A 14297-nucleotide genomic window follows, 5' to 3' on the forward strand; every position below is an offset into this window, starting at 1 on the left:
CGGGACCCGGCTCGTCGCTGCGCCCGCCGTCCCGCACCATGGTGGCGTGAGGACGACACGGACGGTCGCAGTGGCGCTGCTCGGTGCGCTGCTGCTCGGTGGCTGCGCGGACGACGGACCGGCGACCGGGCCCGTCGTCGTGCGCGCGCCCGTCGAGTCCGCCAAGGTCGCGGTCCCGCCGCCGCCGGACCTCGCGCCCGTCGACCTGACGGCTCTGCCCGTCGCCGAGCCGCGCGTGCTCGTCCCCGGCCTGCCCGGCACGGACGGTCTGGAGCAGCGCCGCAACGACGACCCGTCGCTCGGCACGTGGCAGACCGCGACCGTCGTGCGCGACACCGCCGGGTACGACGCGATGTACGGCACGGCCGTGACGACGGTCCCCGCGGTGACGCTCGACGTGCCGACCGTGCTGCCCGTCATCGAGCAGCGCGGCGGGTGGCTGCGCGTGCTCGTCGCGACGCGCAGCGCCCTGCCCAGCCAGGACGTCGCGCAGGTCAACGGCCGCAGCGTGTGGATCCGCGCGCAGGACACCGTCACGACCGGCACCGACTGGCGCCTGCACCTCGACCTGGCGGCGCTCACGCTGACGATCGACGACGGCACGACGTCCACGACCGTGCCGGTCAAGGCCGTGGGCGCGCCGCGCTCGCCGACGCCCGCGGTGCCGCAGTTTGTCGTCGGCTCGCAGTGGGAGCAGCCCGGCACGTACACGCCGCGCGTCCTCCTCCTGTCGAGCCAGAGCGAGACGATCGACGTCTACGACAAGGCCACGGGCACGTCGGCCACCGCGATCCACACGAGCCCGTTCGCGCAGACCGGCGCGATCTCCAACGGCTGCATCCGCGTGACCGACGAGGTGCTGGACATGCTGTGGGGCAAGGTGCCGGCGGGCACGGTGCTCACGGTGGCGTAGAGGTTCCGCCTCTCACTGTCCGACTATCAGATTCCTCCGTGCGCACGAGGATCGCCACGGTGGGCAGCCGCACCGCAGCGACCGGCAGCACGCGCCACCTCACCCGGCGCGCGCCGCGAGGTACGCCCGCACGGCGTCGTCGTCGGCGAGCTCCGCGGCCCGCCGGAACGCCGCCGCGGCCTCGGTGGTGCAACCCGCCCGTGCGAGCAGCTCCGCGCGCGTCGCCCACCAGGGCTGGAACGGCGGCGACGGCTCCGGCGGCAGCGCGGCTAGTCCTGCGTCCGGGCCGTCGACGCGCCCCACGACGGCCGCGAGCGCGACCCGCGCGCCGAGGCTCGGCGCCACCGCGTCCAGCGCGACGTACAGCGTGCGCAGCGCGGCCCAGTCGGTGCGGCCCGTGCGCCGGCGGTCGGCGTGCACCGCCTGGATCGCGGCCTCGAGCCGGAACCGTCCCAGCACACCGGGCCGTCGCTGCGCCCGCCGCAGCAGCGCCTCGCCCTCGGCGAGCAGCTCCGCGTCCCACGTCGCCGGGTCCTGCTCGTCGAGCGGGACGAAGACGCCGCGCGGCTGCCGGCGGGCCAGCGACAGCGTCACCAGCGCGGCCAGCGCCCAGGCCTCGGGCTCGTCGTCCAGCAGCGCGGCGAGGACGAGCGCGAGGTGCCGCGCCTCGCCCGCGAGGTCGTGCGCACCCTGCCGCCACGTGACCGCCGCGCACCCGTAGACGGCCTCGAGCACCGGCGGCAGCCGCTCGGCCATGGCCGAGCGGTCCGGCACGACGAACGGGATGCGCGCGGCAGCGATGCGCCGCTTGGCCCGCACGAGGCGCTGCTGCATGGCGGCGGGCGTCACCGCGAACGCCGTCGCCACCTGCGCCGAGTCCAGCCCGAGGACCGTCTGGAGCATGAGCGGTGTGCGGACGTCGGGTGCGATCGCCGGGTGCGCGCACACGAACAGCAGGGCCAGGCGTCGGTCGGGCACGGCGTCCGGGTCGACGTCGGCCAGCGGGTCGCGCGCGAGCGCGTCGAGCGTCGTCGGGTCGTCGGGGAGCGGCGCGGTGCGGCGGTGCGCCGCCGAGCGCCACACGTCACGGATGCGGTTGCGGGCCGCGGTGAGCAGCCAGGCGTCGGGGGAGCGCGGCACGCCGTCGACCGGCCAGCGCGTCAGCGCCTGCTCGAAGGCGTCGCCCAGGGCGTCCTCGGCGAGCGCGACGTCGCCGGAGCGCGCCGCGAGCAGCGCGACGAGCCGGCCGTAGGCGTCGCGGGCGGCACGCTCGGCGGCCGCCCGCGCGTCGCTCACGCGTTCGGCGTCCAGACGCCCTCCACGGTGTACAGCGCACCGGGCCGCACCTCGACGGCACCCCAGGACACGCCGGGTGCCCGGCGCGCGAGCTCGATGGCCGTGTCGAGGTCCGGCACGTCCACGACGAACGTGCCGCCGAGCTGCTCCTTGGTGTCCGCGAACGGCCCGTCCTGCACCTGGAGGACGCCATCGACCGTGCGCAGCGTCGTCGTGCTCGACGACGGCTGGAGCACCTCCGCGCCGACGAGGACCCCGGCGGCCTGCAGCGTCGCGGCGTACGCGGTGAACTCCCGCTCGCCCTCCGACCAGGCGTCCTCGCCCATGTCCTCGGGGGTCATCTCGGGGTAGTGCAGCAGGATCGTGTAGCGCATGGCGCCCTCCTCGGTCTCATCATGGCGCGCCGGGCCTCCCGGCGGTGGGCCGTCGCGGCCGCACACCCCGATGACGATCGAGCACCCGCCCGGCAGACACCCCGGCGTGCCGTCGTCGCACCTCGTCCCCGCGAGGCGCGAGGATGAGCACCCCGCGCCACGAAGGAGCCGCCCATGGGCACGCGCCCGTCCACCCGGACCGACCACGACGTCGAGGTCCCGATGCGGGACGGCACCGTCCTGCGGGCGGTCGTGACGCGGCCGCTGGTCGACGAGCCCGTGCCCGTCGTGCTGCTGCGCAGCCCGTACCCGCTGGCCGACGCGCGCTTCGAGGTCGACCTGCTGGGCCTCGCCGAGCGCGGCCTCGCGCTGGTGATGGTGAGCCTGCGGGGGACCGGCGCCTCGGACGGGGTGTTCTACCCGTGGCGCGACGACGAGCGCGACGGCGTCGACACCATCGCGTGGTGCGCCGCGCAGGAGTGGGCGGACGGGCGCGTCGCGACCCTCGGGCGCAGCTACGTCGCGCAGACGCAGCTCTACGCGGCGGGCGGCGCGCCGCCGGCGCTGCGGGCCATGGTGACGGGCGTCGTCCCGTCCGACCCGTGGGCCCTGACGTACACCGGCGGTGCGCTCAACCTCGGGTCCGCGATGGGGTGGGCGGTCGGCATGGCGGGCGTGCCGCTCGCGCGGCGCGCGGAGGCCGGCGAGGACGTGTCGCGGCTCCAGCAGGAGTGGGGCGCGCTCGCGGGCGGCCTGCCGGCGGGCTTCGCGACGACGCCCCTGACGGACGTGCCGGTGCTCGACGAGCTGTTCCCCGCGTGGCGCGACTGGCTCGACCACCCGCAGCTCGACGAGTACTGGCAGCAGCACGCCCTGCCCGACCGGCCCGCGATCCCCACGTTCGTGGTCGCCGGCTGGCACGACGTGTTCCGCGACCTCTCGCTGCGCGAGTTCGCACGCGAGCCGCGGCACCCGGGCTCGCGGCTCGTGGTCGGGCCGTGGAGCCACGGCGCCGCCGGGCGCTCGCTCGGGGCCGTCGACCACGGCGCGTCCGCACCCGGCTACGCGATCGGCCTCGACGCGCAGCTCCTCGACTTCCTCGCCGCGCACCTCGCGTCGGACGACGTGCCGGTGCCGGACGCCCCGGTGCAGGTGTTCGTCACCGGCGCGAACGTGTGGACGCAGCACGCGACGTGGCCGCCGCCCGCCGACGAGGTCGAGCTGCACCTGCACCCGGGGTCGCTCGCCGCCGGGCCCGCACCTGCCGGCACGCCGCCGAGCCGCTACGTCTTCGACCCGCGCGACCCCGTGCCCACGCTCGGCGGGAACACGCTGCTGCCGCAGGGCGAGGGTGCGGGCATGTGCGGGTCGGTGGACCAGCGCCCGCTGGACGGGCGGGCGGACGTGCTGCGGTTCGTCGGCGAGCCGCTCACCGCACCGCTGCGGATCATCGGCACCGTGCGGCTGACCCTGCACGCCGCGACGTCCGCCGCGGACACCGACTGGACCGCCAAGCTGGTCGACGTCCACCCCGACGGCACGGCGCTCAACCTCGTCGACGGCGTGCTGCGCGCCAGCCGTCGCGACCCCGCGCACCCCGAGCTGCTGACCCCGGACGAGCCGCACGAGCTCGTCGTCGAGCTCGGTGCCGTGGGCCACGAGCTCGTTGTGGGCCACCGGCTGCGGCTCGACGTGTCGAGCTCGAACTTCCCGCGCTTCGACCGCAACCCCGGCACGGGCGCGCCCCCGGCGACTGTGGCGGAGGCGGACGTCGTCGTCGCGCACCAGCAGGTGCTGCACGACGCGGCCCACCCGTCCCGCCTGTCGCTGCCGGTGGTGCCGGCCTGATCCGGCCCGGGCGGGCACCACGCGCGGGGTGCAGGGTTCGTCACGCTGAGCGTGCCGACCCCTGCACAGCGGCCCCCGGTTGCGGGCGGGCGGCCCGGGAACCACGCTGACGGGACCGAGCAGACCGGGAGGCACCTGTGAGCGAGAGCGACGACGGCCGCAGCGCCGGCACCGACGACCTGTCCGACGACGGTGTCGGCGGGACGACGGGCGACGAGCCGACGACCTTCGAGCCGGAGGAGGACCCCGACGCCGCGGGGGCGTGACGCCGGGGACGACGTCGCGGACGGCGACGACGCGCTCGGCACCTACCGGTCGATGCGGGACTTCACGCGCACGGCCGAGCCGGAGGGTGCGCCGCCCGCACCCTCGGACGCGCCCGAGCGCCGGTTCGTCGTGCAGCGGCACCGCGCGCGGCGGCTGCACTACGACGTGCGGTTCGAGGTCGACGGGGTCCTGGTGAGCTGGGCCGTGCCCAAGGGACCGACGCTCGACCCGACCGCGCGGCGCATGGCCGTGCACGTCGAGGACCACCCGCTGGAGTACGAGGCGTTCGAGGGCGTGATCCCGCGCGGCCAGTACGGCGGGGGAGACGTCATCGTGTGGGACCGCGGCACGTGGCGCCCCTACAAGACCGACGACCCGGCGGCGGAGATCCGCGGCGGGCAGCTGCACGCCGAGCTGTTCGGCGAGCGGCTGCGGGGGAAGTTCCTGCTGGTGCGGCGCGACGGCGAGGGGCGCGGCACGGAGCAGTGGCTGATGTTCCACAAGCGCGACGAGCACGCCGTCGAGGGCTGGGACGCCGAGGACCACCCCACGTCCGTCGTCTCGGGCCGCACCAACGACGAGGTCGCCGCGCACCCCGACCACCTGTGGCGCTCGGGCGTCCCGGCGGCCGAGGCGGAGGTCGACACGCACCCGCCCGTGCCGGAGGTCGCCGCCCCGAGCGACGACGAGCTCGCAGCCCTCGACGAGCTCGGCACCGCGGGCACGTGGGAGGTCTTCGGCCGGCGCCTCAAGGTCACCAACCTCGACAAGGAGCTGTTCGCGGGGCGCGACGGCGGGCCGCCCGTCACCAAGCGCGAGCTGCTGCGGTACGCCGCCCGGATCGCGCCGGTCGCGCTGCCGTACCTCGCGGGCCGCGCGCTCAACATGCACCGCTTCCCGCAGGGCGCCGGCACGGCCGGGTTCTGGCACAAGCAGCTCCCGGACCACGCGCCGGCGTGGGTGCCGCGCTGGGACCGCCCCGACGTCGACCCGGGGGAGTCCACCACGTACCTCGTCGTCGACGAGCCGGCGGCGCTGGTGTGGGCCGCGAACTTCGGCGCGCTGGAGTGGCACGCGTGGACGTCGCGGACGAGCGCGCCGGACCTGCCGACGTACGCGCTGGTCGACCTCGACCCGGGCCCCGCGACGGCCTGGGAGGACCTGGTGCTGCTCGCGGGTCTGCACCGCGACGCGTTCGAGCACGTCGGGGTGCGGGCGTACCCCAAGCTGACCGGCAGGCGCGGCATCCAGGTGTGGGTGCCGATCACCGTCGGTCCGTCGTTCGACGAGACGCGCGCGTGGGTCGAGCGCCTGTCGCGCACCGTCGGCAAGGTCGTGCCCGACCTCGTGAGCTGGCGGTGGGAGGTGCGCGAGCGCGGCGGGCAGGCGCGGCTGGACTACACGCAGAACGCGGTCAACAAGACGCTCGTCGCGCCGTACAGCCCCCGCGCGGCCGCCGGTGCGCCCGTCTCCGCGCCGATCACGTGGGACGAGCTCGACGACCCGGACCTGCGCTCGGACACGTTCACCGTCCGCACGGTCCTCGACCGGCTCGCGGAGCGCGGTGACCCGTTCCGCGGCGTCCTGGCCGCCGACCAGCACCTGCCGCCGCTCACCTGACGCGCCCTCCCGCCGAGCGCGGCACACGATCGCCGAGCGCGGTACCTGCGAGTACCGCGCTCGGCGACTGAGTACCGCGCTCGCGGGGTCAGGAGTCCCGGCGGGACGCCGCCTCGCGCAGCTCACGGCCGCGCGCGACGTCCTTCTCGAGCTTGGCGGCGCGCTTCTCGCTCGCGCGCGTGTCCCGCGGGGGCAGCTGCAGCGTGCGCTCGGCCTCCATGCCGGCCTGCAGCTCGCGGCCGCGCTCCAGCTCGGCGTCGAGCTCGGCGCCGAACAGCAGCGCGAGGTTCGTCAGCCACAGCCACAGCAGCAGCACGACGATGCCCGCGAGCGAGCCGTAGGTCTCGTCGTACGACGAGAAGTTCGCGACGTACAGGCCGAACCCGACGGTCGCGAGCACCCACACGACGATCGCCACGACCGCGCCGATGCTCAGCCACCGGAACCGCGGCTGCCGCACGTTGGGCGTGCCGTGGTACAGCAGCGCGACGGCCACGACGACGAGCAGCAGCACGACGGGCCACTTGGCGACCTGCCACACGGTGACCGCCGCCGAGCTCAGGCCGACGGCACCCCCGACGCTCTCGGCGACCGGCCCGGACAGGACGAGCAGCGCGACGACCAGCACCGCGATGACGACGAGCACGGCCGTGAGCAGCAGCAGCACGGGCCGCAGCTTCCAGATCGGGCGGCCCTCGTCGACCTCGTAGATGCGGTTCATGCCGCGGCTGAACGCGGCGACGTAGCCCGAGGCGGACCACAGCGCGACCACGAGCCCGGCGACGAGCGCGAACCCCGCCGCGGGGACCTCGGTGAGGCGCTCGAGCACGGGGCGGACCCCGTCGACCTGGTCGCCCGCACCCGCGCCGGCCGCGAGGTCCACGACGCTCTCGACGACCTCCTCGGGCCGGTCGACGAGCGACAGCAGCGAGACGACGGCCAGCAGCGCGGGCGCGAGCGCGAGGACCGCGTAGTACGTCAGCGCCGCGGCGAGGTCGGTGCACTGGTCGCCGAGGAACTCCCGCAGGGTGGTCCGCAGCACGTACAGCCAGGACCTCTTGTGCAGGTCGGTGGGGGCGTCGGGCTTGCGCGGGTCGTCGGGCGCGGGGGCGGCGTGCTTGTGGGCGGCGGCGCCGGGGGCGTCGTCGGCGGGCGTCGTGGCGCTCATGGGGACTCCCGGTCGGGTCGCGTGCAGGTCGTTGCCAGCATGCGGCGCGCGCGCCGGTCCCGCACGGCGACCGGCTCGGGGAGAGGGTCAGGAGGCGGTGGGTGGGGGAGCCGTGGACTCCCGCACGACGAGCGTCGTCGCGAGCTGCACGGACCACGACGCCGGCTCGGCGCCCGCGGCCATGGCCAGCACGGTCTCGACCGCCATGCGTCCCATGCCGTCGAGCGGCTGGTGCACCGACGTCAGGCGCGGGCTCGTCCAGCTCGCCTGCGGGGTGTCGTCGAACCCGACCACGCTGAGCGCAGCCGGCACGGGCACGCCGAGCTCCTGCGCGGCGGCCAGCACCCCGACGGCGATCTCGTCGTCGCCCGCGATGACGGCCGTCGGCGGGTCGGGCAGGCGCAGGAGCTCGCGCGCGTGCTGGGTGCCGGTCTCGACCGCGAACTCGTCGCTGCGGACCAGCGCGGGGTCCACCTCGAGGCCCGCGGCGTCGAGGGCCGCGCGGTAGCCGTGGAGGCGGTCACGCGCGGCGGCCGAGCCGCGCGGCCCCCCGACCCACCCGATGCGCCGGTGCCCCAGCCCCAGCAGGTGCTCGGTGGCCGACCGGCCGCCGTCCCAGTTGGTCGCGCCGATGCTCACGACCCGCGCCTCCTGCGTGTCGACGGGGTCGACCATGACGACGGGCAGCCCGGCCTCCTGCGCCGCGAGCAGCAGCGCGTCGGGACGGGCGAGCGTGAGACCGACGACGCCCACCGCACCGACGGCGCGCTGCTGCGCGACCCACGCGCGTGCGGCGGCGCGCGTGCCGCGCTGGTCGCGGTCGGGGGCGAGGCGCACGACGAGGTCGACGCCCGCTGCGGTGGTGGCGCCGAGGATGCCGCCGAGGACGTGGGTCATGTACGGCGACTCGAGGACGTCGAGCACCGCGACGAGCACGTCGGCGCGCGGTGCGCGGCCGCGGTCGGTCGTGGGTGCGTAGTCGAGGTCGGTGACCGCGCGCAGCACGCGCTCGCGGGTGTCGGAGGCGACGTCGCTGCGGCCGTTGAGCGCCTTGGACACGGTGGCCTTGGAGACGCCGGCCCGACGCGCGACGTCGTCGAGCGTGACGCGGCGGGGCGTCGCACGTCCGGTCACCGGGCTCCTCGCGGATGTCGAAACAGTTTCGCATCGAGGCTAGCGGCCGTGCGCCCCGGTCGTCCAGGACCGCTGCTTGACCCCACGTCGGATGCCTTCGTACAGTGACCGCCGCAGCATCATGTTGCGAAACTGTTGCGACTCTCGACGAGGAGACGTCATGCCGGCCGCGCCCCACCCCGCCCCCACGGTCGACGGCGCGCCCGCCGACGGTCGCACGCTGCGGCACGTGTGGAACGAGTGCGTCGGAGCGGGCCGCGCCAACGAGGCGCTGCGCGCCGACTGGCAGCAGCACTTCCGCGAGGCCGTCGACGTGCTCGGCGCGCGCTACGTGCGGTTCCACGGCCTGTTCCACGACGACATGTTCGTGTACCGCGGCAACGACGGTGGCGGTGGCGGCTTCGCGCCGCCGACCCCGCTGGCGACACCGGTCCACACGTTCTCGTACGTCGACAAGGTGTTCGACTTCATCCTGTCGACCGGCGCGCGCCCGTTCGTCGAGCTCGGCTTCATGCCGCGCGACCTGGCGACGCAGACCGAGACGCTGTTCTGGTGGAAGGCCCACTGCAGCCCGCCCAACGACATGGGCCGCTGGGCCGACCTCGTCACCGCGACCGTCGAGCACTGGATCGAGCGCTACGGCCTCGACGAGGTCCGGCAGTGGCGCTTCGAGGTGTGGAACGAGCCGAACCTGTACCCGCTGTTCTGGACGGGCACGCGCACGCAGTACTTCGAGCTCTACGAGGCCACGGTGCGCGCGATCAAGGCGGTCGACGCCGGCCTGCTCGTCGGCGGCCCGTCGACCAGCGTGTTCGTCCCCGACGCGCGGTACGCCGGCGAGGTCCCCGACCGGGAGGCGTCGGTGGCGACCGCGGAGGCCGAGGACGTCGACGCGCTCGACTGGCGCCCGGTGTGGATCGAGGAGTTCATTGCCTGGTGCGCCGAGCGCGACCTGCCGGTCGACTTCCTGTCCGCGCACCTGTACCCCACGGACTATGCGGCGGCGTCCGACGGCTCCGCACGGGCCATCACCCGCTACGTCGACGCCACCTACGACGACCTCACGCTGCTGCGGCGGATCATCGCCGCGAGCCCCTACCCCGACGCCGAGGTCCACCTCACCGAGTGGTCCTCGTCGCCGTCGAGCCGCGACCGCACCCACGACACGCTGTTCGCCGCCACGTGGATCACGCGTGCCTACCTGCGCTGCGCCCACCTCGCCGACTCCATCTCCTACTGGACGTTCACCGACGTCTTCGAGGAGGGGGGTGCAGGACTCGGCCCGTTCCACGGCGGCTTCGGGCTCGTCAACGAGCAGGGACTGCACAAGCCGACGTTCCACGCGTTCGCGATGCTCGCGCAGCTCGGCGACGAGGTCCTCGCCGAGCTGCCGCACGGCGTGCTGACGCGCGACCGCACCACCGGGCGCGTCGCCGGCGTGCTGTTCCACTACCCCGACGAGATGGGCGGCGCGTCCGTCGAGCAGCAGCACTCGTACGAGCGCGCGCGGGCCTACGGGGACGTCGGCACCCCCCGGGCGGTGCGTCACACGATCGCCGGGCTGCCCGCCGGCGCCACGTTCGACCTCGTCCAGCTCGACCTCGACCACGGCGACGTCGCCGAGGCGTGGCACCACATGGGCGAGCCGGTCAACCTCACGCGCCCGCAGGAGGCCGAGCTGCGCGCCGTCGCCGACGACCTGCTGCGTGACGTCCTCGTGGCGTCCGACGAGGGCGTCCTCGAGATCGACCTCGTGCTGCCGCCGTGGGCGGTCGTCGGGATCGTCCAGACGTCACCCGCCACGGAGGACTGACCGCCGCCCCCGATCTGCGGCCGCGCCCGCCCGCTCTCGTCGTCGCCGTCGTGGGGCGGGCGTGGCCGCATCTCCCACCACCCACGCGTCGGGCGTCTCAGGCCGGTGTCTCCGGCGCCGCCGCCCAGGGGAGCCAGGCGTCGACGGTGAAGGTGCCGTCGGGGGTGAGGTGAGCGTCGAGGTGGCCGCCGGTGAGGCGGACGCGTTCGGCCAGGCCGGTCAGTCCCCAGCCGGAGGAGGGCAGGGGGGTGGTGGGGGCGGTGGCCGGGACGGGGTTGGTGACGGTCAGGGTGAGGCGTTCGCCGGGGGTGCCGTGCAGGCGGACGGTGACCGGTTGCCCGGGGGCGTGCTTGCGGGCGTTGGTGAGGGTCTCCTGGACGAGCCGGTAGAGGTGGCGGCTGGTGGTGACCGGCAGGTGGGTCAGGTCGTCGTGCTCGACGTGGTCCAGGACGAGGGTGACGGGGGTGCCGGCGGCGCGGGTGCCCTCGAGGAGGTCGTCGACCTGGGCGAAGGTGGGTTGGGGGCGTGAGTGCTCCTCGCCGCCGGGTGTGCTCTCGCGCAGCAGGCCCAGGACCTCGCGCAGCTCGCCGAGGGCGTCGTGGGCGTTCGCGCGCACGACGGCGGCGGTCTCGCGGACCTGGTCGGGGTCCAGGCCGGCGCGGTACTCCAGGGCGCCGGAGTGCAGGGCGACCAGGGACAGGCGGTGGGCCAGGACGTCGTGCATCTCGCGGGCGATGCGGTTGCGTTCGGCGGCGCGGGCGGTCTGGCCGCGGGCGTCGGCCTCCCGCCGGGCGGTGGCGGCCTGCTCGCGCAGCGAGGCGATCAGCGCGCGACGACCCCCGATGAACATCCCCGTCACGGCCAGCAGGGCGTACAGCACGACGGGCCCGAGCATCGTCGCGACGAGGTCGGTCGTCGTCGAGACCTCGGGCGGCGGGGCGACGTACCGGTCGAAGAGGCGGTCGCCGATCAGGCCGCCGCCGACCCACAGCAGACCGACCGGCAGGATCTCGACCCACCGCCGGCGCGTCGCCATCGACACGACCGCGAGCATCGCCAGGCCCAGCGTCACCTGCGAGAACGACGACACCACCACGATGACACCCGTCATCAGCAGCGGCGCGCGGCCACGCAGCACGTACAGGGGCGTCGCGACGAACAGGCTCAGCACCTCGACGGTGAAGAACCACACCATCGCGCTCGTGCGCGCCTCGAACTGCGGGTCCGCCTCGGCGGCGGTCCCCCACACCGCGACGACGGCGCCCAGCCCGACCAGCCCGGCGACGAGGAGCCGCCAGGTGAGGTCCCACGCACGTCGGCCCCGGCTGCGCTCCGGCACGAGGGTGGTGGTCACGCCGTCGATGCTAGGGACCGGCGCCCGCGCCCTGGATCGGTCCCGCGGACGACCCCGGACGGACGTCGCCGGGTCACACGTCCCCGGCCTCGTGCACGCAGATCGCGATGTGCGTGCGGTTGTCCGCCGGCATCTGCTCGAGGATGCGGCTGATGTGGGTCTTCACCGTGGCGACGGTGATGAACAGCTCGGAGGCGATCTCGGCGTTCGACAGCCCGCGGCCGATGGCACGCGCGACGTCCCGCTCGCGTTCCGTGAGCTCGTCCAGCCGGCGGCGGGCAGCCGTGCGTCGCTCGTCACGCGGACGCTGGGTGACCGACGCGACGAGGCGGTCCGTCACCGACGGCGAGAGCGTCGTGCGGCCGGCGCCCGCGTCCAGCACGTGCCGCACGATCTCCGCCGGCGGGGTGTCCTTCAGCAGGAATCCCGCGGCACCCAGCCGCAGCGCACCGAGCACCATCTCGTCCGTGTCGAAGGTCGTGAGGATGACGACGCGCGCGTCGGGCTGCGCCGCCAGGAGCCGCTCGGTCGCCCCCAGCCCGTCCAGGCGCGGCATCCGGATGTCCATGAGCACGACGTCGGGCGACGTCGCCGCGATGACGTCGAGCGCCTCGACGCCGTCGGCGGCCTCGCCGACCACCTCGATCGCCGGGTCCGCCCCCAGGATGAGCCGCAGCCCGACGCGCACGAGCGTCTCGTCGTCGACCAGCACGACGCGCACCGTGGTGCGCTCGGCCTGCATCTGCCCGGTCGTCGTGGTCACGCGGGTGCCTCCGTGGTGGTCGTGGCCCAGGGGAGCCAGGCGTCGACGGTGAAGGTGCCGTCGGGGGTGAGGTGAGCGTCGAGGTGGCCGCCGGTGAGGCGGACGCGTTCGGCCAGGCCGGTCAGTCCCCAGCCGGAGGAGGGCAGGGGGGTGGTGGGGGCGGTGGCCGGGACGGGGTTGGTGACGGTCAGGGTGAGGCGTTCGCCGGGGGTGCCGTGCAGGCGGACGGTGACCGGTTGCCCGGGGGCGTGCTTGCGGGCGTTGGTGAGGGTCTCCTGGACGAGCCGGTAGAGGTGGCGGCTGGTGGTGACCGGCAGGTGGGTCAGGTCGTCGTGCTCGACGTGGTCCAGGACGAGGGTGACGGGGGTGCCGGCGGCGCGGGTGCCCTCGAGGAGGTCGTCGACCTGGGCGAAGGTGGGTTGGGGGCGTGAGTGCTCCTCGCCGCCGGGTGTGCTCTCGCGCAGCAGGCCCAGGACCTCGCGCAGCTCGCCGAGGGCGTCGTGGGCGTTCGCGCGCACGACGGCGGCGGTCTCGCGGACCTGGTCGGGGTCCAGGCCGGCGCGGTACTCCAGGGCGCCGGAGTGCAGGGCGACCAGGGACAGGCGGTGGGCCAGGACGTCGTGCATCTCGCGGGCGATGCGGTTGCGTTCGGCGGCGCGGGCGGTCTGGCCGCGGGCGTCGGCCTCCCGCCGGGCGGTGGCGGCCTGCTCGCGCAGCGAGGCGATCAGCGCGCGACGACCCCCGATGAACATCCCCGTCACGACGAGCAGCGCCGCGGTCCCGGCCTGGCTGACCACCATCACCGCGTCCGACGGGCCCAGCACCTCGGGCTGGATCACCCACTGGCTCAGTGCGCGCTCACCCACCAGCGACGACGCGAGCCACAGCGCGTAGACCGCGCCGATCTCGACCCACCGCCGGCGCGTCGCGATCGACACGACCGCCAGGACGACGAGCCCGGCGGACAGGAACGAGAACGAGCCGAGCGCGACGACCACGCCCGTGACGAGCAGCGGTGCGCGGTGCCGCAGCACGTACAACGGCGCGCAGACCAGGAGGCAGGCGACGTCCGCCCAGAACCACGTGCCGGCCGTCGGCTGCAGCGTGATCTCGGCCTGCAGCGCACCGGGCGCGCGGTACGTCCCGACGCTCATCAGACCGCCGAACGCCAGCGCGAGCAGCAGCCGCCACGCGTGCGACCACACCCGCCGCGCGCGGCTGCGCGGCGCGGTGGGTTCGGTGGGGGTCACGTCGCGATGCTAGAGCGGGCGACCGCCACCGCGGATCGGTCGCGCGGACGACAGGTCCTGCGAGCCGCGGAGGTCAGACGCCCTCGCCCGTCAGGACCACGTGCGGGTCGCCCTCGAACGGCGCGAGCGTCGCGGGTGCCGGGAAGGGCAGCTCGTACGTCGGCGGTGGCCCCCCGCCGACGGCGTTGTGGTCGTCGACCTTCACGACGACGCGCCGCGGGCTGACCTCCATGAGCCGGACCCGCACGACCGAGCCGCCCGGGCGCGTGAGCTGCCACAGGCCCGCGAGCCAGAGCAGGCCGCGCTCGTCGAGCACCTCCTCGGCCTCGACCCACCCGACGGGACCGGAGACGTCACGCCCGAGCCTGTCGACAGCGACGAAGTCGTCGCCCTCGGGGCGCACCCAGCCCAGCAGCTCGCGGTCGCCGCTGCGGCGGTGCTCGACCCAGGACGGGTGGGGTGCTGTGTGCTCGGGCATCCGCCGAGGGTAGGAGCCG

The 14297-nt window shown here is 75.2% G+C and carries 13 protein-coding genes and 1 pseudogene; 6 read left to right on the plus strand and 8 right to left on the minus strand.

The features are described from left to right. The first annotated feature begins 46 nt into the window (after positions 1 to 46). Complete coding sequence (locus CFLA_RS20315) at positions 47 to 913, plus strand: L,D-transpeptidase (protein WP_187291330.1); 867 nt, start codon at positions 47 to 49, stop codon at positions 911 to 913. Positions 914 to 1012: 99 nt separating this feature from the next. On the opposite strand, the gene CFLA_RS04095 is transcribed toward CFLA_RS20315, so the two are convergent. After that, positions 1013 to 2209 carry an RNA polymerase sigma factor gene (locus CFLA_RS04095; protein ID WP_013116057.1) on the minus strand — a complete coding sequence of 399 codons (1197 nt, stop codon included), beginning with the start codon at positions 2207 to 2209 and terminating at the stop codon, positions 1013 to 1015. Continuing rightward, positions 2206 to 2583: a YciI family protein gene (locus CFLA_RS04100; protein ID WP_013116058.1), complete on the minus strand. Its 378-nt coding sequence runs from the start codon at positions 2581 to 2583 to the stop codon at positions 2206 to 2208. The genes CFLA_RS04095 and CFLA_RS04100 overlap by 4 nt, the downstream gene beginning before the upstream one ends. A 174-nt stretch (positions 2584 to 2757) precedes the next feature. On the opposite strand from CFLA_RS04100, the gene CFLA_RS04105 reads away from it, so the two are divergent. The 4 genes and pseudogenes from CFLA_RS04105 (at position 2758) to CFLA_RS04110 (ending at position 6318) form a co-directional block, all read left to right on the plus strand. Then, positions 2758 to 4431 carry a CocE/NonD family hydrolase gene (locus CFLA_RS04105; RefSeq protein ID WP_013116059.1) on the plus strand — a complete coding sequence of 558 codons (1674 nt, stop codon included), beginning with the start codon at positions 2758 to 2760 and terminating at the stop codon, positions 4429 to 4431. A 137-nt stretch (positions 4432 to 4568) separates the two neighbouring features. After that, entirely contained in the window at positions 4569 to 4697 is a 129-nt protein-coding gene (locus tag CFLA_RS21080) for a hypothetical protein (RefSeq protein WP_013116060.1), read from the plus strand. Positions 4698 to 4746: 49 nt separating this feature from the next. Further along, positions 4747 to 5199 (plus strand): annotated as a pseudogene (locus CFLA_RS21175) (DNA polymerase ligase N-terminal domain-containing protein); the annotation flags it as partial. Beyond that, positions 5191 to 6318, plus strand: coding sequence for a DNA polymerase domain-containing protein (locus tag CFLA_RS04110; protein WP_342626046.1), 1128 nt, complete (start codon positions 5191 to 5193; stop codon positions 6316 to 6318). The pseudogene CFLA_RS21175 and the gene CFLA_RS04110, both read left to right, overlap by 9 nt. Positions 6319 to 6406: 88 nt before the next feature. Here the strand turns inward: CFLA_RS04110 and CFLA_RS04115 are convergent, their stop codons facing one another. After that, the gene (locus CFLA_RS04115) at positions 6407 to 7486 is read right to left on the minus strand and encodes a YihY/virulence factor BrkB family protein (protein ID WP_013116062.1); all 1080 of its coding nucleotides are present in this window, start codon (positions 7484 to 7486) and stop codon (positions 6407 to 6409) included. Between the two features lie 87 nt (positions 7487 to 7573). Next, on the minus strand, positions 7574 to 8620 hold the full coding sequence (locus CFLA_RS04120; protein ID WP_013116063.1) for a LacI family DNA-binding transcriptional regulator: 1047 nt from the start codon (positions 8618 to 8620) through the stop codon (positions 7574 to 7576). 160 nt (positions 8621 to 8780) lie between these two features. On the opposite strand from CFLA_RS04120, the gene CFLA_RS04125 reads away from it, so the two are divergent. Continuing rightward, positions 8781 to 10433 (plus strand): GH39 family glycosyl hydrolase, encoded by a 1653-nt coding sequence (locus CFLA_RS04125; protein ID WP_013116064.1) that lies wholly within the window; start codon positions 8781 to 8783, stop codon positions 10431 to 10433. 97 nt (positions 10434 to 10530) lie between these two features. On the opposite strand, the gene CFLA_RS04130 is transcribed toward CFLA_RS04125, so the two are convergent. The 4 genes from CFLA_RS04130 to CFLA_RS04145 all read right to left on the minus strand — a co-directional run bounded on the left by CFLA_RS04130 (position 10531) and on the right by CFLA_RS04145 (position 14278). After that, positions 10531 to 11787, minus strand: a complete 1257-nt coding sequence (locus CFLA_RS04130) for a sensor histidine kinase (protein ID WP_013116065.1) — start codon at positions 11785 to 11787, stop codon at positions 10531 to 10533. Between the two features lie 73 nt (positions 11788 to 11860). Beyond that, positions 11861 to 12550 carry a response regulator gene (locus CFLA_RS04135; protein WP_013116066.1) on the minus strand — a complete coding sequence of 230 codons (690 nt, stop codon included), beginning with the start codon at positions 12548 to 12550 and terminating at the stop codon, positions 11861 to 11863. Further along, a complete protein-coding gene (locus CFLA_RS04140) occupies positions 12547 to 13800 on the minus strand; it encodes a sensor histidine kinase (protein WP_013116067.1) in 1254 nt (417 codons plus the stop codon). The genes CFLA_RS04135 and CFLA_RS04140 overlap by 4 nt, the downstream gene beginning before the upstream one ends. Positions 13801 to 13873: 73 nt before the next feature. Further along, entirely contained in the window at positions 13874 to 14278 is a 405-nt protein-coding gene (locus CFLA_RS04145; protein WP_013116068.1) for a hypothetical protein, read from the minus strand. Between the last annotated feature and the right edge of the window lie 19 nt (positions 14279 to 14297).

The organism is Cellulomonas flavigena DSM 20109 (genome assembly GCF_000092865.1).
GTDB classification, from domain to species: Bacteria; Actinomycetota; Actinomycetes; order Actinomycetales; family Cellulomonadaceae; genus Cellulomonas; species Cellulomonas flavigena.